The organism is Burkholderia sp. BCC1985, assembly GCF_905339915.1.
Lineage (GTDB): Bacteria > Pseudomonadota > Gammaproteobacteria > Burkholderiales > Burkholderiaceae > Burkholderia.
This window is the reverse complement of record NZ_CAJPGY010000006.1, coordinates 130752-148568: the sequence shown is the minus strand read 5'-3', so window position 1 is coordinate 148568 and position 17817 is coordinate 130752. Positions and strand designations below refer to the sequence as shown.

Genomic DNA, 17817 nt, shown 5'->3' with positions numbered 1-17817 from the left:
AATTGCGGAATCGGCTATTCAAGCGTGCGGCCGCGCGACATACGATGGTTTCACCGCATCGACGTCGAAGATCGATGCGGACGCAACCATCTGGAGGCCATGATGCGAACCGTTGTTTCCCTTGCAGTGCTGTCCGGCGCGCTTGCCGCGCTGCCCGCCGCGAGCTTCGCGCAGTCCGTCGATACCGAATGGCAGTCGAACGTCGCGCCGTTGACCTGGTCCGCGGCGCGTGCCGAAACCGACGTGCAACTGATGCAGATGACGCGCGCCGGCTATCGCGCGACGACGGCCGGCAACCAGAACTATCCGCTCGCGATGCAGCGTGCGCTCGAACGCGTACGGAACCCGGTGCCCGACCGCTCGCGCGACGAGAAGGCCGCGATGGAAGCGCGGGCGGCCAGCGCCGCGCAGAGCGGCCATCCGGTAAAGGCGTTCTTCGTGAAGACCGCATACTACCTGAAAGGCGAGAACACGTTCTGATGCGGGAGACGAGCATGGCATGCGCGAACCGACTCGCCGACGCGTGGCGCACGTCGACGATCCGCCGGCCGCCGCACGCATGCGCGACGCGGCGGCGTGACGATCCGTACGCCGCGCGGCGCCGCGCGAACGGCCATCGCGCCGCGCGCCCCGGCGCCGTCGCGTGCCGCACCGGGTGGCCGCGCTTCGACGCGGACGACGTTGGCGCCAGCGAGAGCGGATCATGAAGGCCGTCCGGAAAAGCCGCCGCCATCCGCCGCTGACGCGCGAATGGCTGCTGCCGTTGCCGCCCGCACATGTGCGCGACATCTCGCTGAAATGCCACATGGCGCTCGTCGCGCTGCGCGGCGAGCACGGCAGCGAAACGTTGCTGATGCGGTTGCGCACGAGCGTCTACCTGGTGTTCCTCGCGCTCGACGACGCGGTATCGGCGGACGCGAGCATCGACCTGTGCGTCGATGCGGAGCGCATGCTCGATGCGAGCGTCGCGCGCGCGGCGGAAAGCGGCGCATGGACGCTGCACGACGACGAATGCGCGGTGCTCGAGCGCATCCTCGCCGCGAACGACGCATGCGTCGCGACGCTCACGCGGCACCGGCTCGCCGAGCTGTGGCGTCACGTCAGTGCGTTCGCGTCGGCCGACCAGCCGGCCCTCGTCGCGCAAGCCGCGGCGAAGATGCGGGAACCGGCCGTTCTGCATTGAGCGTCGTCGACGCGACGGGTGCCGCGCGATGTTTCATACCTGTCCCATTCCCCGGCGCCGACGCTCGCCGTCTAATGTCATGACAGGAACCGGACGGGTTCGGTCGATGACGAGCCATCCTCGCGTAGGCGATGATCGTGCGTGTCGGCGTGAACGCATCCGTTTCGATCAGGAGGAGCGATGGCGCTATACAGGATCGGCGGCTACTTCACGTGCGGAAGCGGCCGCGCCTTCAGCGAGAACCTGCCGCCGGGCAGCGAAGTGACGATCGCGGGTATCTATCGATGCACCGTATGCGGCGACGAGATCGGCATTGCGAAGCGGCAGACGCTGCCGTCCGAAGACGAGCATCGGCACGATCTCGATCCGCCGTCCGACCCGCTGCTCGACCCCGGCCCGACCGCCTGGCAATTGATCGCGGCCGCGGAGTCGAGACACTAGGCGAGCGGCGTTCGCCCGCTCATGCGTGCGCGGATGCGCGCCGCTCCCCGCATGAAGGCCGACACAATCCAAGCCCGACAAAACAAAAGCGCCACGGAGCGAACTCCGTGGCGCTTCTTCGATGCCGGCCGATGCGGAGGCGCGAACCTCCGCATGGCGACACGCGCTTAAGCCGCCGTTGCCGGCTTGGCCGGCTTCTGCAGCTTGCCCTTGCCGGCGCGCTGGATTTCCTCGAGCTTGATCTCGACGTGGCGCGAGAACACGTACTCGGCCGGACGCTGCTTCGCGATCGAGATGTCCGGCGCGAACGCGCCTTCGGTCTTGATGCCCTTCCGGCTCACGGCGAACGCCTTCAGCGGATGCGCGATCGTGTCCATCACGGCGGTGGCTTCGAAGCCGCAGTGGACCATGCAGTCCGCGCACTTCTCGTAGTTGCCGACGCCGTAGTTGTCCCAGTTCGTGTCTTCCATCAGTTCCTTGAAGGTCTTCACGTAACCTTCGCCGACCAGATAGCACGGCTTCTGCCAGCCGAACACGGTACGCGCCGGGTTGCCCCACGGCGTGCACTTGTACGTCTGGTTGCCGGCCAGGAAGTCGAGGAACAGCGACGACTGGCTGAACGACCAGCGCTTGCCGCCTTCGCCGCGCTTGAGGATTTCGCGGAACAGGTTCTTCGTCTTGTCGCGGTTCAGGAAGTGCTGCTGATCCGGCGCGCGCTCGTACGCATAGCCCGGCGACACGGTGATGCCGTCGACGCCGATCGGCCCCAGCGTATCGAAGAACTTCGCGACGCGCTCGGGGATCGCATCGTTGAACAGCGTGCAGTTGATGTTCACGCGGAAGCCGCGGCGCTTCGCTTCCTTGATGGCCGCGACCGCCTTGTCGTACACGCCTTCCTGCGACACGGAATGGTCGTGCATTTCCTTGTCGCCGTCGAGGTGGACCGACCAGACGAAGTACGGATTCGGCTCGTAGTCGTCCATCTTCTTTTCCATCAGGAGCGCGTTCGTGCACAGGTACACGAACTTCTTGCGCTTCATGATGCCCTTGACGATCTCCGGCATCTCCTTGTGGAGCAGCGGCTCGCCGCCGGCGATCGACACGATGGGCGCGCCGCACTCGTCGACGGCTTCCAGGCATTCCTCGACGGACAGGCGCTGGTTCAGGATCGGGTCCGGATAATCGATCTTGCCGCAGCCGTTACAGGCGAGGTTGCAGCGGAACAGCGGCTCGAGCATCAGCGCGAGCGGATAGCGTTTGTTGCCGGACAGGTGTTGGCGCATGATGTATGCGCCGACGCGGACTTGCTGGAGCAGCGGAATAGACAAGAGATGTCCTCCTTAAACTTCGCGGGCGACAGCTTGCGTAAGCTTCGCCGGCAACTTGAATTCGACTTTTTCCTCACGGCCCGCCATCGTCGTGACATCGACGGGCCCCAGCGCGCGCAGCGCGCCAATTACATCCTCGACCATTTCCTCGGGTGCCGACGCGCCGGCGGTCAGGCCGACCGTCTGCACGCCCGCGAACCATTCGGCCTTCACTTCCGAGCCGTCGGCGACGAGATAGCTCGGTACACCGCTTTCGGTGCCGATCTCGCGCAGGCGGTTCGAGTTCGAGCTGTTCGTCGCACCGACGACCAGCAGCACGTCGACCTGGCCGCTCAGCTCGCGCACGGCGGCCTGGCGGTTTTGCGTCGCGTAGCAGATGTCGCGCGTGTCCGGGCCGACGATGTCGGTAAACCGGCGCTGCAGCGCTTCGATGATGCCGCGCGTGTCGTCGACCGACAGCGTCGTCTGCGTGACGTACGCGACCGGCGTGTCGACCGGCAGCGTCAGCGTATCGACTTCGGCCTCGCTCTGCACGAGGATCACCTCGGCCGGGATCTGGCCGATCGTGCCCTCGACTTCCGGATGGCCCGCATGGCCGATCAGGATCAGCCGGCGGCCCGCCGCGACGTACTGGCGGCCCTGCACGTGCACTTTCGTGACGAGCGGGCAGGTGGCGTCCAGCACGTCGAGCCCGCGCGTTTCCGCGTCGCGTTCGACCGTCTGGGCGACCCCGTGCGCGCTGAAGATCGCCACGGCGCCGTGCGGCACCTCGTCGAGCTCCTCGACGAATCGAGCCCCTTTATTACGCAGGTTTTCGACGACGTGCCGGTTATGCACGATCTCATGACGCACATAGACCGGCGCGCCGTGCTGTTGCAGCGCGCGATCGACGATCTCGATCGCGCGGACAACCCCCGCACAAAAGCCGCGGGGCTGGGCAAGGATGACTCGCATAAGTGAGCGAACTCCGACGACAGACGCCGGGTTCGAAGAGCTGGCACCGCTCGCTCGCCCCGGCTTGATGTTATGAAGGCAGGAAACGAACCGGCCAGGCCAGGCCCCGGAACCCCGAATTAATCGCGCATTTTAACCCTATCGGGCCGTCCTTGCTCTGGTGCTGTATCGGCCGTGTTGCATCCGCCGCAGCGCCGCGTCGGCGCTCGCGCGCGCGGAACCCGGTAAACTGCGCGGTTTCGCGGGCAGCCCGTCCGGCTGCCCGGCGTCGCGCTCATTTCAAGGCCATTCGATGACCGTCGATTCTTACGCGTATTGCCCTGCCGCCGATGCGGTCAAGGGTGTTTTCACTCCGACCCTGATTGAGATCGAACGATCCGGGGCCGCCCGCACCGGCGTCCGGCAGGAGGCGTGCCGATGATGCTGGCGATTACCTTTCTGCTGTCCGGCCTGTCGCTGCTGATCTGGATCGTGCTGCTGGTCGCGCGCGGCGGCTTCTGGCGCGCGCGACCCGCGCGGGCCCTGCCGCCGGAAGCGCGCGGCGCCGCGGCCGAGGCCGCCTGGCCGGCGGTCGTCGCGGTCGTGCCGGCGCGCAACGAGGTCGACGTGATCGCGCAAGCGGCGACGTCGCTGCTCGAGCAGGATTATCCGGGCGACTTTCATCTGATCATTGTCGACGACCACAGCGACGACGGCACCGCCGCCGCGGCCCGCGCGGCCGCGCTCGCGATCAACCGCGCCGACCGCCTGACCGTGCTCGCCGCGAAGCCGCTGCCGGCCGGCTGGTCGGGCAAGGTGTGGGCGCAGTCGCAGGGCATCGCCGCGGTGCGCACGTTGGGGCTGCCGGCCGACTACCTGCTGCTGACGGATGCCGACATCGGCCATCCGCCCGACGCGGTGGCGCAGCTCGTCACGCGCGCGCAGGCCGAACAGCGCGATCTCGTGTCGCTGATGGTGCGGCTGCGCTGCGATTCGTTCTGGGAAAAGGCGCTGATCCCGGCGTTCGTGTTCTTCTTCGCGAAGCTCTATCCGTTCTCGTGGATCAACAATCCGCGCAACCGGACGGCCGGCGCCGCGGGCGGCTGCATGCTGGTCAAGCGCAGCGCGCTGGAAGAGGCCGGCGGCATCGAATCGATCCGCGGCGCGCTGATCGACGACTGCAGCCTCGCCGCGCAGATCAAGCATCGCGGCAGCGGCCGGCATCCGATCCGGCTCGACCTGGCCGAGCGCAGCGTGTCGCTGCGTCCGTACGACAGCTGGCGCGACATCTGGAACATGATCGCGCGCACCGCGTTCACGCAGCTCCATTATTCGCCGTTGCTGCTCGCCGGCACGCTGCTCGGGATGACGATCATCTATCTCGTGCCGCCTGTCGCCGCGCTCGCATACGGCGCGCGCGCCTGGCCGGCGTGGCTGGCATGGGCGTCGATGTGCACCGCGTATGCGCCGATGCTGCGCTATTACCGGCGCTCGCCGCTGTGGGCGCCCGCGCTGCCGCTCGTGGCGCTGTTCTACGTCGGCGCGACGTTCGCGTCCGCGTGGCGCTACTGGCGTGGCAAGGGTGGTCAGTGGAAGGCGCGCGTGCAGGCGCCGGTGGAGCGCTGAAGCGGGCCGGCGGATGCCGGCCGTCAGGACCACCGGCTTGCTGAAAACAGACAGCCCGAATCGACGTGAGCCGATTCGGGCTGTTTGCTTTCCGGCCGACGTCCGGTCGCCGCTGCGCGCGTGCTTACCGCTGTGTCAGCATCATGTACATCTGGATCACGACGTCCGGCGAGAACGTGAACGGCACCCAGCCGTAGCCGGTGTGGCGCGCGACCAGCAGACGATCGCCGTTCGACTGCTTCTGCACGGCCATCATCGGGTTCTTCGTCGTCACGAAGCGCCAGCCGGCCGGGATGCCCGGCGGCGGTTCCGGCTGCATCGACGCGCGCGCATGCGCGAGTTCCTCGATCAGCTGGCCCAGCTGTTCCGGGTGCAACGTGATCGACTGGCCGTTGACGGTCAGCGTCAGTTCGTTCTGCGACGGGCGCGCGACGTGCAGCGTCGCCTTGTCCGCGGGGGCGTCGGCGGCTGCTTCGGCCGCGGGCGCGACTTCGATCGCGGTGTCGGCGGCGGTGGTCGCGACGACGTCGGTGATCGCGACGACGTCGGTGATCGCGTCGGCCGCCGCAGCGGCGACTTCATCGGCGGCAGCCGGCGCGGTGGCGTTCGTCATCGGCTCAACGGCGGACCCGACGGCCGGTTCGATCACGTCAGCAGCGACGGCCGGCTCGGTGGCCAAAGCTGCCGCGTTCGTCGCGGCGTCCTTCACGACGGCTTCGACCAGCGCTTCCGCGTCGGCGATCGCCTTCGCGTGACGCTCGGCGGCCGCTTCGGCCTGCGCGATCGCTTCGGTATGGCGCTGCGCGACGGCCTCGGCCTCCGCGGTCGCCTCCGCATGGCGTTGCGCGGCCGCGTCGGCTTGCGCGATCGCTTCGGCGTGACGCTGCGTGATCGCTTCGGCTTCGGCGGTTGCCTCGACGTGGCGCTGCGCAGCCGCTTCCGCTTCGGCGATCGCCTGCGTGTGACGCTGCGCGAGTGCCTCGGCCTCGGCGATCGCGGCCGCGTGGCGCTGCGTCGCGGCCTCGGCTGCGGCGGTCGCCTCCGCATGGCGCTTCGCGGCGGCTTCGGCTTCCGCGGCGGCCGCTGCATGACGCTGCGCGGCCGCGTCCGCTTCGGTCGCGGCGGCGTGATGACGCTGCGCGGCGGCCTCGGCTTCGGCGATCGCGGCCGCATGACGCTGCGACGCGGCTTCGGCATCCGCGTGGCGCTGCGCGAGCGCCTCGGTCAGCGCGGTCGCTTCGGCGTGCCGCTGGACGGCGGCCTCGGCCTGCGCGGCGGCTTCGGTGTGGCGTTGGGCGGCGGCTTCGGCCGCGGCGGTGGCGTCGGCGTGGCGCTGCTGCGCGGCATCGGCGTCGGCGGCTGCGGCCGTGTGGCGCTGCGCGGCGGCCTGTGCTTCGGCTTCCGCGGCGGCGTGACGTGCGGCGGCGGCCTGGGCTTCCGCCGCGGCGGCGCGCGCGAACGCTTCCGCGCTGCGTGCCGCCTGCTGCGCGGCGTGGTGATCGTGGAGGAGCTGATCGACGCCCGCGTTGAGCGAATCGATCTGTTCGTTCAGGTTCATGCGTGTCTTCTCTGCGTAAGACCCGCGATTTTAACCGCTGCGCCGGTGCCGGTCCGTCAGCGACGTGTAACAAAGTGCGCAAAGCGGCGTGAAATACGCCGCTTTGTGTTACTTCAGGTAGCCCGCCGAGCCGAACCAGTCGAGCGCGTCACGCAGTCCTTCGCGGTACGGACGCGCACGGTAGCCGAGCTCGCGCTCGGCCTTCGCGGACGTGAAATACATCTTGTTCTTCGACATCCGCAGCCCGTCGACGGTCACGAACGGCTCCTTCTTCGTGAACTTCGCGACGGCTTCCGCACCGACGGCGAGCGGGTAGAGCGGCCAGCGCGGCAGCGCGATCGTCGGCGCCTTGCGGCCCGTCATCTGCGCGATGTCGGCCAGCATCTGCTGCAGCGGCAGGTTCTCGCCGCCGAGGATGTAGCGCTCGCCGATCCGGCCGCGCTCGAGCGCGAGGAAGTGGCCGTGCGCGACGTCGTCGACGTGCACCAGGTTCAGCCCGGTATCGACGAACGCGGGAATCTTGCCGAGCGCGGCCTCGACGATGATGCGGCCGGTCGGCGTCGGCTTCACGTCGCGCGGGCCGATCGGCGTCGACGGGTTGACGATCACGGCCGGCAGCCCTTCGTCGGCGATCATCCGCTCGACCGCGCGCTCGGCCAGCACCTTGCTGCGCTTGTACACGCCGATCGCCTGCTCGGCGGTCAGCGGCCGGTTCTCGTCGGACGGATCGCCGGCGCTCGTGACCTTCAGCGTCGCGACGCTGCTCGTGTAGACGATCCGTTCGACGCCTTCGGCTCGCGCCGCGCGCATCGTCGCGACCGCGCCTTCGAGGTTCGCGCGCTCGATCTCGTGCGGGTCCGGCGCCCACAGCCGGTAGTCGGCCGCCACGTGCAGCAGGTAGCGCACGCCGCGCAGCGCGGCGCGCATCGACGTCTCGTCGCGCATGTCGCCGGTGACGATCTCGGCGTCGAGATCCGCGACGTTCGTGCGCGGGCTGGTCGGGCGCACCAGCACGCGCACCGCATAGCCTTTCTGCTGCGCGATGCGTGCGACGGCCGAGCCGACGAAACCGGACGCGCCGGTGACGAGAACGAGATCGCGGGAGGTATCAGTCATGCGTTTCCTTCAGGGCCGCGCGCGGGCGGCGCGGCGGTTGTGCGTCGGCGAGATTGTACGTGGTCGGCGCGCCCGGCGACGCGAGCGCCGTCCTCCGGCACGCACGCATCGCCGGGCAGCAAACCCGCAGTTGCGTGCTCGCGCGGGCGGCTGCACTGGCGACGGCGCCGAGCCGGCCCGCCGGGCCCGTGTGCGAAGCGGCCGACGCGACTACAATGCCGGGCTTGAATGGATTGCACGACGGGAGGGCGACGCGATGAGCCGCAATGAACTGGACGAACGGATCGAGACCTACTACGTGCGGGTGCGCGGCGTCGTGCAGGGCGTCGGTTTCCGTCACGCGACGGTGCGCGAGGCGCATGCGCTGAAGCTGCGCGGCTGGGTCGCGAATCTCGAGGACGGCAGCGTCGAGGCGATGATCCAGGGCCCGGGCGCACAGATCGACCGGATGCTCGCGTGGCTGCGCCACGGGCCGCCGTCCGCGCGCGTGACCGAGGTGACGTTCGAGGAGCGCCACGTCGAAAAGCGCTTCGAGCGCTTCCAGCAGCAGTAACGCGCAAGGCTAAAACAACATGACGGGGTATCCGGAGGCCGGGCGCGGCATCGCGCTGTCGGTGATGGCGTCGACGCTGTTCGCGCTGATGTCCGCCTACGCGAAACTGCTCGCGCCGCTCACGGGGCTCGACATCTTCGCGTGGCGCATCCTGTGGACCGCGCCGGGCGCGCTCGCACTGATCGCGCTGCGCGGCCGCTGGCCGGCGCTCGTCGAACTCGTGCGGCGCGGCGTGCGCGACAGGCGCCTGCTGGTCGCGCTGCCCGCGAGCGCGGCGCTGCTCGGCCTGCAGCTGTGGCTGTTCCTGTGGGCGCCGCTGCACGGACGCATGCTCGAAGTGTCGCTCGGCTATTTCCTGCTGCCGCTGACGATGGTGCTCGTCGGCCGCTTCTACTATCACGAACGGCTCGATCCGCTGCAATGGGCGGCGGTCGCATGCGCGGCGCTCGGCGTCGCGCACGAGGTATGGGCGACGCGCGCGTTCGCGTGGCCGACGCTCGTCGTCGCGCTCGGCTATCCGCCGTATTTCGTGCTGCGCCGCCGGATCAACGCCGATTCGCTGGCCGCGTTCGCGCTCGAGATCGTGCTGCTGTGTCCGGTCGCGTTCGCGATGGTGTCGGCGAGCGCGACGCCGGTCGCCAGCCATCCGCTGCTGTGGGCCGTGCTGCTGCCGGGGCTCGGCGTGCTCAGCACGCTCGCGCTCGCGAGCTACCTGAAGGCGAGCCGGATGCTGCCGATGGCGCTGTTCGGGATCCTCGGCTACGTCGAACCGGTGCTGCTCGTCGCGGTGTCGCTGCTGCTGCTCGGCGAGACGCTGAGCGTCACGCAGCTCGCGACGTACGGGCCGATCTGGGCCGCCGTTGCATTGACCGCGTGGCACAGCGCGATGCTGATGCGGCGCTTGCCCGCGCGCGGCTGAGCATCGCCGCCCGGCCGCGCGACGGCGGCAACGAACGTGCCGCGCAGCGCGCATTGCTTGCGTCGCGTCACGCGATGCCGGCGTCGAACCGGCATCGCGCCGACATCCGGCTGACGTCTGGCTGGCGGCCTCGCCAGCGTTGCATCGCCGATGTCACGCCTGTAATCGAACAGAAGATTCCGTTGCACTTTGTTACTTAGGGTATCTCCCGACCGGCCGCTAGACTGATCTGACCGCCTCCTCTTCGTATGCGGCTTTTCCATGAACGGTCATTTCCGTGCCGGGCCGGCCGGGTTGGCGCGATACGAGCATACGCGTAGCGCCGCCGATCGCGTTCGCCTTCTCCCTTCCGAATCCTCCTTCGGTGCATGCCGCACCGTCGTCGTGCAGGTGCGGCCATGTCGTTGAACATGCCGCCTGCCGTCCCGATGCCGCCGACCCGCGGCGCGCGCCTGATCGAAGTCGATTTCTTCCGCGGCATCGTGCTGCTGATGATCGTCGTCGATCACATCGGCGCGAGCGTGCTGTCGCGCGTGACGCTCCATGCATTCGCGCTGTGCGATGCGGCCGAGGTGTTCGTGTTCCTCGGCGGCTTCGCGACCGCGAGCGCGTACGGCGCGATCGCCGACCGGCACGGCGCGCGCGCGGCGCAGCGGCGGTTCGTGCGCCGCGCGATGCAGATCTACCGCGCGTTTCTCGCGACGTCGACGCTGATGCTCGTCGTGTCCGCCGTGCTCGACCATTACGGGATCGACACGCCGAACCTCGCGCTCGACGACGTCAGCGTGATGCTCGCGTCGCCGGTCACGGGGCTCGCCGAACTGCTCACGTTCCAGCGCCAGCCGTATCTCGCGTCGGTGCTGCCGATGTACGTGCTGTTCGCGCTCGCGTCGCCGGTGATCGTGCCGTTCGCGCGCCGCCATCCGTGGCTGCTCGTCGCGTTCGGCGCGACGTCGTGGCTCGCGGCGGGCTGGCTCGGCCCCGAGCTGCTGGATACCGATGCGTTCCGCTGGAACTTCAACCCGTTCGCGTGGCAGCTGATGTTCGTCGCCGGCGTGCTCGCGCGCTGCCAGCCTTTCTACCGGTACGTCGCGCTCGGGCGGTGGAGCGCTGCGGCGACCGGCGTCGCGTGCGCGATCGTGCTCGGTTGTGCGAGCTACAAGCTGTTCTCGGGGCTGCCGTTGCCGGAAGGTATTCTCAAGCGCGATCTCGCGCTGCCGCGCATCGTGAGCTTCGCGGCGATTGCCTGGCTGATGGCCGACTGCGTGCGCTACGGCTGGATCGCGCGCATTGCGCGGGCCGTGCAGCCGGTCGTCGCGGTCGGCCGGCGCGGCCTGATCTGCTTCGTCGCGGGCGCGGCGATCTCGCTCGTCATCGATTCGCTGCTGCATCCGGTCGCGAACGGCGCCGAGCTGCGACATATCGGCGTGGGCCTCGCGGCCGACGCATGCGCGGTCGGACTGATGATGGCCGTGGCCGGTTCGGGAACGTGGTTCGCACGCCGGCGCGGCGCGGCCGCGTGAACGGTGCGGGAAAACGCGCGGGCGGCACGCAACGTGCCGCGCGGTGCGCTCAGTGAGGTGAGCCGATACGGGAGCGGGGGACGACGGTCGCGTCGTCGGATTCGGCGTCGTCGCGTTCGTCGGACTTCGGATCGTCCTGCTGCGCGAGCACCGCATCGGCTTCGGCCGCGGCCCGGGCGGCGCGCAATGTGGTGCAGCGCTGCGCGTGCCGGATGTCCGACAGTATCCTCAAGAGCCGAGTCGTCTTGTTTTTCATGATCTTCTCCCGCCAGTGCGCATCACGACGGAGCGGATGCGCCGTTGCAACCAGTGTAGGACGTGCTGGCCGCGCTGGCGGGAGAATGTGGCGTGCACGCCGCACGCCGAGGGATAGTACTTACTGCGCCGAGGCCATCGCCTGCGCCTGCACCGCTTCTTCCTCGCGGCGCTCTTCCGCGCAGCGCTGATGCTGGCGCGACAGGCGGTTCATCATCGGCAGCAGCAGCAGGGCGAGCAGCATGCCGATCGCGGCGAGCCAGCCGAGCTTCTCGAACAGCGACAGGTACAGCGGCAGCGATTCGGTGGCCGGCAGGTCGTGCGACGGCATCTGCGCGAAGTTCGCGACGACGCTGCCCAGATACTGCGACACACCCGTCGCGACGAAATACGCGCCCATCATGAAGCCGCTCATGCGCGCCGGCACGTAGCGGGCGATCATCGCGAGGCCGAGGCCGCTCACCAGCAGTTCGCCGAGCGAGTAGAGGCCGTAGCCCCACACCATGAACCACGACGACACGCGGCCGTCCACCGCGTAGCGGCCGCTGATCGTGAACACCAGGTAGCCGGCGGCTACCGCGCCGAAGCCGAACGCATACTTCGCGGCGACCGGCAGGTCACGGCCGCTCTTCGAGAACGCGTTGTAGACCCACACGAGCACCGGGCTCAGCATCATGATCCAGATCGGGTTCAGCGCCTGGAACTGCGCGGCGCTCCACGTGAACAGCGTCGTGCCGAACAGGATGAAGCGCGGATCGACGTTGCGCAGCGCGAACAGCGTGAGCGACGTCGACATCTGCACGTAGAAGATGAAGAACAGGATCACCTGGCCGATCAGCACGAGCGCCGCGATCAGGCCCGCGCGTTCCGAACGCTCCGACTTCGCGATCATGTACGCGAAGATCGCGAGGATCGCGAACGCCGCCGTCCATACGCTCGCGACCGCGAGCTGCTTGTGCTGCAGCACGTACAGCGTGACCAGCGCGAGCGCCACGCCGCCCGCCGCCACGCCGCCGAGGCGCTTCCAGCGGATCGGTTCGTCGTCGGGCTGCGAGCCGATGTGCGCGAGCGTGCGGTGCATCAGCATGAAGTTCAGGATCGCGAGCAGCATGCCGGCGCAGCAGACCGCGAACGCGGTGTGCCAGCCCCAGTGATCCTTGATCCACGGCGTCGCGAGCATCGACACGGTCGAGCCGATGTTGACCGCCATGTAGTAGATCGTGAACGCGCTGTCGATGCGCGCATCGTCGCCTTCGTAGATGCGGCGCACGAGGTTCGCCGCGTTGGCCTTGAACAGGCCGTTGCCGACGACGATCACGCCGAGCGATGCGTACATGTACGCCAGCGCGTCGTTCGGGATCGCCAGCATCAGGTAGCCGGCGCACAGCACGGCCGCGCCGATGATCATCGTGCGACGGGCGCCGAGTACCTTGTCGCCGATCCAGCCGCCGATCGACGGCGACGCGTAGACGAGCGCGGTGAACGCGCCCCAGGTCAGGTTCGCATGGCTGTCGGTGAAACCGAGCCGGTCGACCATGAAGAGGACCAGGAGCGCGGCCATACCGTAGTAGCCGAAGCGCTCCCACATTTCGATGAGGAAGACCGTCGTAAACGAACGGGTCTGTGAAACAGGTGCGTGCATCATCAATCTCGTTTGAAACGGACGGCGCGGATCGCGCGTCGCCTTGGGGGTCGAACTGGCGCCGGAGCACGGTGGCCGGGTAGGCTTTGCGTCGGCGATGGAGCAGTCGGGCGGGTTAGCCCGGGCCGGGGTCGGACTCCGCCCGATAAGGCGGTGCGAGGCCCCGACCGGCGCGCGAATGGTAACGTTTGCCGGCCCGGTGCGTCAGGTCCGCGCCACTCAGGGAAACTCCCGATATGGCAGCAGCTTTCAGGAAAATTTGTCTCATCATCTATTTGTAAGCTTCGCGCCCGTTCTCCGAAAATTCCCGGAGAGCCGCTTGCAGCTTGCCTGTGAAGCCGGCGAGTCTGGCAAGATAGCGCGTCGTTTCGCCCGCTTCGTGCCCTGTTTAGTGCACCGGGCTCAACACCGAAGACGTGTGCGAACCCGAAGATTAAGCTATCTCGTATTAACTTAGTTACTTTCCATCAAACATTTTTTGACGACCACTTTTCGGCCTGCTATGGTTCCCCCCACTGAAAACTCGCGAGCGGCAGACGCTGCCGCACTCGGCAGCAAGATTCGCGCGTTGCGCCAACGACTCAAGCGCACGCTCGACGACACCGCTACCGCCGCGGGGATTTCGAAGCCGTTTCTGTCTCAAGTCGAACGCGGGCTCGCGTCGCCGTCACTGACGTCGCTGGCCGGTATCGCACAGGCGCTCGGCGTGACGGTGCAGTACTTCGTGGATACGCCGAGCGAGGAACGCTCGGTCTGCAGAGGCGATCAGTTGCGCTTCTTCGGATTCGCCGATTCGGCGAACCTGTTCGCGAGGCTGACCAACGTGACCGAAGGGCGTCAGCTCGAGGCGATCCTCGTGCGGATGCCGCCGGGGCAGAAGCGGTCGGAGGTGACGACCCATGCAGGAGAGGAATTCCTGTATGTGATTGAAGGGGAAGTGTCGCTGACGCTGGAAGGCAAGACGTTCGTCCTGCAGGCCGGCGACAGTTCGCACTATCAGTCGACGGTCCCGCACAGCTGGGTCAACACCGCGAAGGTCGAGTCGGTGGTGGTCTGGGTCGGTACGCCGCGGCTGTTCTAACGCACAGGTATTCCTTCGTTTCCAAGACGGAATGCCTGTCGAAAGAAACGTAAGGAATACTAAGATGCAATACGAGAATCACGGGCCTCCTCAATCGCTGTACCCGTCAGCGTCTCACGCGTAACCGCGGCATCCGCCGCGCATCGCTCGCCGAACAACTTTCTCAAGACTGCCACGATGAAATCCTTGCATGCCATGTCGGCCGTGCTGGCCGCGCTCGCCCTGACGACGCCCGTCGCCCACGCCGTTACCGTTCCGTCGAACGTCACGCTCGCTCCTCAACAGGACCTGACGCGCCAGGTGCCCGCCGAAGTCGAGTCGCTCGACCCGGCGCACATCGAATCGTGGACCGGCAACACGATCGGCCTCGACCTGTTCGAAGGGCTTGCCCGCATCGACGCGGCCGGCCAGGTCGTGCCGGGTGTCGCGCAGTCGTGGGAGCGCAAGACGCCGCAGACCTGGATCTTCAAGCTGCGCCACGATGCGAAGTGGAGCAACGGCCAGCCCGTGACGGCCGCCGATTTCGTCTACTCGTGGCAGCGCCTCGTCGACCCGAAGACGGGCTCGAAGTACACGATCCTCGTCGAGTTCGTGAAGAACTCGAAGGACATCATCGCCGGCAAGGCCGCGCCGACGACGCTCGGCGTGCGCGCAGTCGACCCGTACACGCTGGAAGTGACGACCGACGTGCCGGTCGCGTTCTTCCCCGAACTGACCGCGATGGTGCCGCTCGCGCCGGTGAACAAGGACACCGTCGCGAAGTTCGGCGACGCATGGACGCGTCCCGGCAACATCGTCAGCAACGGCGCGTACCAGCTCGTCGACTGGCAGCCGAACAACCGCATCGTGATCTCGAAGGACGCGAAGTACTGGAACGCGCCGAAGGTCGTGATCAACAAGGTCACGTACCTGCCGATCGAAAGCGACGAAACGGCGATGCGCATGTACCAGGCCGGCCAGATCGACTACAGCTACTCGATCCCGTCGGGCATCTTCCAGCAGGTCAGCAAGCAGTTCGGCGGCGAACTGCGCCCGGGCCTGCAGCTCGCGACCTACTACTACTACCTGAACAACAGCGACGCGGCGCTGAAGGACAAGCGCGTGCGCCAGGCGCTGTCGATGGTGATCGATCGCGACGTGCTGACGTCGAAGCTCACGCAGGCCGGCGAGAAGCCGATGTACGGCCTGATGCCGAACGGCACGAAGGGCGTGCACCCGTTCACGCCGGAATGGGCGTCGTGGCCGATGGCCAAGCGCGTCGCGACCGCGAAGGACCTGCTGAAGCAGGCCGGCTTCTCCGATGCGAAGCCGCTGTCGTTCACGCTCACGTACAACACCAACGACCTGCACAAGAAGGTCGCGCTGTTCACCGCATCGGAATGGCGCACGAAGCTCGGCATCGACACGAAGCTCGAGAACGTCGAGTTCAAGGTGCTGATGAAGGAGCGGCATGACGGCAAGGTGCAGATCGCGCGCGACGGCTGGTTCGCCGACTACAACGACGCGATGACCTTCTTCGACCTGATCCGCTGCGGCAGCTCGCAGAATACCGTCGGCTACTGCAACAAGCAGGCCGACACGCTCGTCGAAGAAGGCAACCAGAAGCTCGACGACAAGGCGCGCGCCACGCTGCTCACGCAGGCGCACGACGCGGCGATGAACGACACGCCGATGGTGCCGCTGTTCCAGTATTCCGCGGACCGGCTCGTGAAGCCCTACGTGGGCGGCTACTCGCTGAAGAACGTGATCGACATGCGTGCTTCGCAGGACATGTACCTGATCAAGCACTGAGCGGAGCGATCATGCTGGCCTACGCATTGAGACGCACGTTGTGGGCGGTGCCGACGATTCTCGCCGTCATCACCGTCTGCTACCTGCTGCTGCACTTCACGCCCGGCGGTCCGTTCGATACGGAGAAGCAGCTGTCCGCGGCGACGCTCGCGAACCTGAACGCGAAGTACCACCTCGACGAGCCGCTGTGGAAGCAGTACCTGCTGTATCTCGGTTCGCTGCTGCACGGCGATCTCGGCCCGTCGTTCCGCTACGTCGACTGGTCGGTGAACGATCTCGTGAAGAAGGCGCTGCCCGTGAGTCTCGGCGTGGGCGGCATCTCGATCCCGCTCTCGATCGGGTTCGGCGTGCTGCTCGGCACCGTCGCGGCCGTGCGCCGCGACAGCGTGATCGACCGCTTCGTGATGCTGATCGGCAACTTCGGCAACGTCGTGCCGCCGTTCGTGCTCGGCCCGGTGCTGGTGTGGATCTTCGCGATCCTGCTGAAGACCTCCGCCGGCAACGGCTGGCTGCCGGCCGGCGGCTGGGGCGACGGCGGCTGGCAGTACCGGCTGCTGCCGATCGTGCTGCTGACCTTCATCAACGTATCGCTGCTCGCGCGCGTGATGCGCGGCTCGATGATCGAGACGCTGTCGAGCAACTTCATCCGCACCGCGCGCGCGAAGGGCCTGCCGGGCTCGACGATCGTGCTGCGCCACGCGCTCAAGCCCGCGCTGATGCCGGTCGTGTCGCTGTTCGGCACGGTCTGCATCACGTCGATCACGGCGGCCGTCGTCACCGAATCGGTGTTCGCGCTGCCCGGGCTCGGGCAGCTCGTCGTGAACGGCGCGATCAACCGCGACTACACGCTGGTGCTCGGCCTTGTCGTGCTGACGACCGTCTGTGCCGTGCTGTTCAACCTGCTGGTCGACCTCGCGTACGCGTGGCTCGATCCGCGCATCCGTTATTGAGCGAGGCACTGCGATGACTCCGACTACTCCCGTCGTCAGTCTGCCTGTGCAGACCGACTCGCCGCCGCGTTCGCGCTCGCCGCTCGCGCTCGCGTTCGCGCGCTTCCTTCACAACCGCGCGGCCGTGTTCAGCCTCGTGCTGCTCGCGCTGATCACGCTCGCATGTTTCGTCGGTCCGTGGCTGCTCGCGGCCGATCCCGCCGCGAGCGACTGGGGCTCGATCAGCCTCGCGCCGACGCTCGCGAACCAGCACTGGTTCGGCACCGACGAGCTCGGCCGCGACCTGCTCGTGCGCACGCTGATCGGCGGCCGCGTGTCGATCGAGGTCGGCCTGCTCGGCACGCTGGTGTCCGGCCTGTTCGGCGTGGCGTGGGGCGCGACCGCCGGCTTCGCGGGCGGCCGGGTCGACTCCGCGATGATGCGCGTCGTCGACATGATGTACGCGATCCCGTACCTGCTGATCGCGATCCTGATGATGACCCTGTTCGGCCGCTCGTTCATGTTGGTCGTGCTGACCATCAGCGCGTTCTCGTGGATCGACATGGCGCGCGTCGTGCGCGGCCAGACGCTGTCGCTGCGCAATCGCGAGTTCGTCGACGCTGCGCGCGCGATCGGCGTGTCGCCGGCGTCGATCGTGCTGCGCCACGTCGTGCCGAACCTGCTCGGCGTGGTCGTCGTGTACGCGACCGTGTCGGTGCCGAACATCGTGCTGACCGAATCGGTGCTGTCGTTCCTCGGCCTCGGCGTGCAGGAACCGATGACGAGCTGGGGCGTGCTGATCCAGGACGGCGCGCAGAAACTGGAATCGATGCCGTGGCTGCTGCTGGCACCGGCCGTCATGCTGTGCGTGACGCTCTACTGCGTGAACTTCGTTGGCGACGGCCTGCGTGACGCGCTCGACCCGAAGGATCGCTGAAG

General features: G+C 67.6%; 18 protein-coding genes. 12 read left to right on the top strand and 6 right to left on the bottom strand.

Translation table 11 applies throughout. The features are described from left to right. The first annotated feature begins 102 nt into the window (after positions 1-102). From U4Z31_RS08125 to U4Z31_RS08110, 4 genes are all read left to right on the top strand, one after another. Complete coding sequence (locus tag U4Z31_RS08125; protein WP_321809926.1) at positions 103-480, top strand: hypothetical protein; 378 nt, start codon at positions 103-105, stop codon at positions 478-480. A gap of 14 nt (positions 481-494) precedes the next feature. Continuing rightward, positions 495-707, top strand: coding sequence for a hypothetical protein (locus tag U4Z31_RS08120; protein ID WP_321809925.1), 213 nt, complete (start codon positions 495-497; stop codon positions 705-707). Beyond that, positions 704-1183, top strand: a complete 480-nt coding sequence (locus tag U4Z31_RS08115; RefSeq protein ID WP_124520107.1) for a hypothetical protein — start codon at positions 704-706, stop codon at positions 1181-1183. The genes U4Z31_RS08120 and U4Z31_RS08115 overlap by 4 nt, the downstream gene beginning before the upstream one ends. 180 nt (positions 1184-1363) lie before the next feature. After that, the gene (locus tag U4Z31_RS08110) at positions 1364-1624 is read left to right on the top strand and encodes a hypothetical protein (protein WP_044844978.1); all 261 of its coding nucleotides are present in this window, start codon (positions 1364-1366) and stop codon (positions 1622-1624) included. A gap of 167 nt (positions 1625-1791) precedes the next feature. Here the strand turns inward: U4Z31_RS08110 and hpnH are convergent, their stop codons facing one another. Both hpnH and ispH read right to left on the bottom strand, forming a co-directional pair. Continuing rightward, entirely contained in the window at positions 1792-2952 is a 1161-nt protein-coding gene (hpnH, locus tag U4Z31_RS08105; RefSeq protein ID WP_124520106.1) for an adenosyl-hopene transferase HpnH, read from the bottom strand. Between the two features lie 12 nt (positions 2953-2964). After that, on the bottom strand, positions 2965-3906 hold the full coding sequence (gene ispH, locus U4Z31_RS08100) for a 4-hydroxy-3-methylbut-2-enyl diphosphate reductase (RefSeq protein WP_044844980.1): 942 nt from the start codon (positions 3904-3906) through the stop codon (positions 2965-2967). Between the two features lie 417 nt (positions 3907-4323). On the opposite strand from ispH, the gene U4Z31_RS08095 reads away from it, so the two are divergent. Continuing rightward, entirely contained in the window at positions 4324-5511 is a 1188-nt protein-coding gene (locus U4Z31_RS08095) for a glycosyltransferase (protein ID WP_321809924.1), read from the top strand. 124 nt (positions 5512-5635) lie between these two features. Here U4Z31_RS08095 and U4Z31_RS08090 read toward each other — a convergent pair whose 3' ends face one another. Both U4Z31_RS08090 and hpnA read right to left on the bottom strand, forming a co-directional pair. Then, positions 5636-7069 carry a phage tail protein gene (locus tag U4Z31_RS08090; protein ID WP_321809923.1) on the bottom strand — a complete coding sequence of 478 codons (1434 nt, stop codon included), beginning with the start codon at positions 7067-7069 and terminating at the stop codon, positions 5636-5638. Positions 7070-7177: 108 nt separating this feature from the next. Next, entirely contained in the window at positions 7178-8185 is a 1008-nt protein-coding gene (gene hpnA / locus U4Z31_RS08085; RefSeq protein ID WP_044844982.1) for a hopanoid-associated sugar epimerase, read from the bottom strand. Positions 8186-8441: 256 nt separating this feature from the next. On the opposite strand from hpnA, the gene U4Z31_RS08080 reads away from it, so the two are divergent. The 3 genes from U4Z31_RS08080 to U4Z31_RS08070 all read left to right on the top strand — a co-directional run bounded on the left by U4Z31_RS08080 (position 8442) and on the right by U4Z31_RS08070 (position 11180). Beyond that, a complete protein-coding gene (locus U4Z31_RS08080; RefSeq protein ID WP_124486044.1) occupies positions 8442-8738 on the top strand; it encodes an acylphosphatase in 297 nt (98 codons plus the stop codon). A 19-nt stretch (positions 8739-8757) separates the two neighbouring features. Beyond that, positions 8758-9657, top strand: a complete 900-nt coding sequence (gene rarD / locus U4Z31_RS08075; RefSeq protein ID WP_321809922.1) for an EamA family transporter RarD — start codon at positions 8758-8760, stop codon at positions 9655-9657. Positions 9658-10055: 398 nt separating this feature from the next. After that, positions 10056-11180 carry an OpgC domain-containing protein gene (locus tag U4Z31_RS08070; protein WP_321809921.1) on the top strand — a complete coding sequence of 375 codons (1125 nt, stop codon included), beginning with the start codon at positions 10056-10058 and terminating at the stop codon, positions 11178-11180. A 49-nt stretch (positions 11181-11229) separates the two neighbouring features. Here the strand turns inward: U4Z31_RS08070 and U4Z31_RS08065 are convergent, their stop codons facing one another. Together U4Z31_RS08065 and U4Z31_RS08060 are read right to left on the bottom strand one after the other, a co-directional pair. Continuing rightward, positions 11230-11436: a hypothetical protein gene (locus U4Z31_RS08065; protein ID WP_044844987.1), complete on the bottom strand. Its 207-nt coding sequence runs from the start codon at positions 11434-11436 to the stop codon at positions 11230-11232. Between the two features lie 120 nt (positions 11437-11556). Beyond that, the gene (locus tag U4Z31_RS08060) at positions 11557-13080 is read right to left on the bottom strand and encodes a peptide MFS transporter (RefSeq protein WP_044844988.1); all 1524 of its coding nucleotides are present in this window, start codon (positions 13078-13080) and stop codon (positions 11557-11559) included. 499 nt (positions 13081-13579) lie between these two features. On the opposite strand from U4Z31_RS08060, the gene U4Z31_RS08055 reads away from it, so the two are divergent. The 4 genes from U4Z31_RS08055 (at position 13580) to U4Z31_RS08040 (ending at position 17815) form a co-directional block, all read left to right on the top strand. Then, the gene (locus tag U4Z31_RS08055; protein WP_044844989.1) at positions 13580-14158 is read left to right on the top strand and encodes a cupin domain-containing protein; all 579 of its coding nucleotides are present in this window, start codon (positions 13580-13582) and stop codon (positions 14156-14158) included. A gap of 177 nt (positions 14159-14335) precedes the next feature. Next, positions 14336-15949: a peptide ABC transporter substrate-binding protein gene (locus tag U4Z31_RS08050; protein WP_044844990.1), complete on the top strand. Its 1614-nt coding sequence runs from the start codon at positions 14336-14338 to the stop codon at positions 15947-15949. An 11-nt stretch (positions 15950-15960) separates the two neighbouring features. Then, on the top strand, positions 15961-16899 hold the full coding sequence (locus U4Z31_RS08045) for an ABC transporter permease subunit (RefSeq protein WP_124486048.1): 939 nt from the start codon (positions 15961-15963) through the stop codon (positions 16897-16899). A gap of 13 nt (positions 16900-16912) precedes the next feature. Then, positions 16913-17815, top strand: coding sequence for an ABC transporter permease (locus U4Z31_RS08040; RefSeq protein WP_044844992.1), 903 nt, complete (start codon positions 16913-16915; stop codon positions 17813-17815). The last annotated feature ends 2 nt before the right edge of the window (positions 17816-17817 follow it).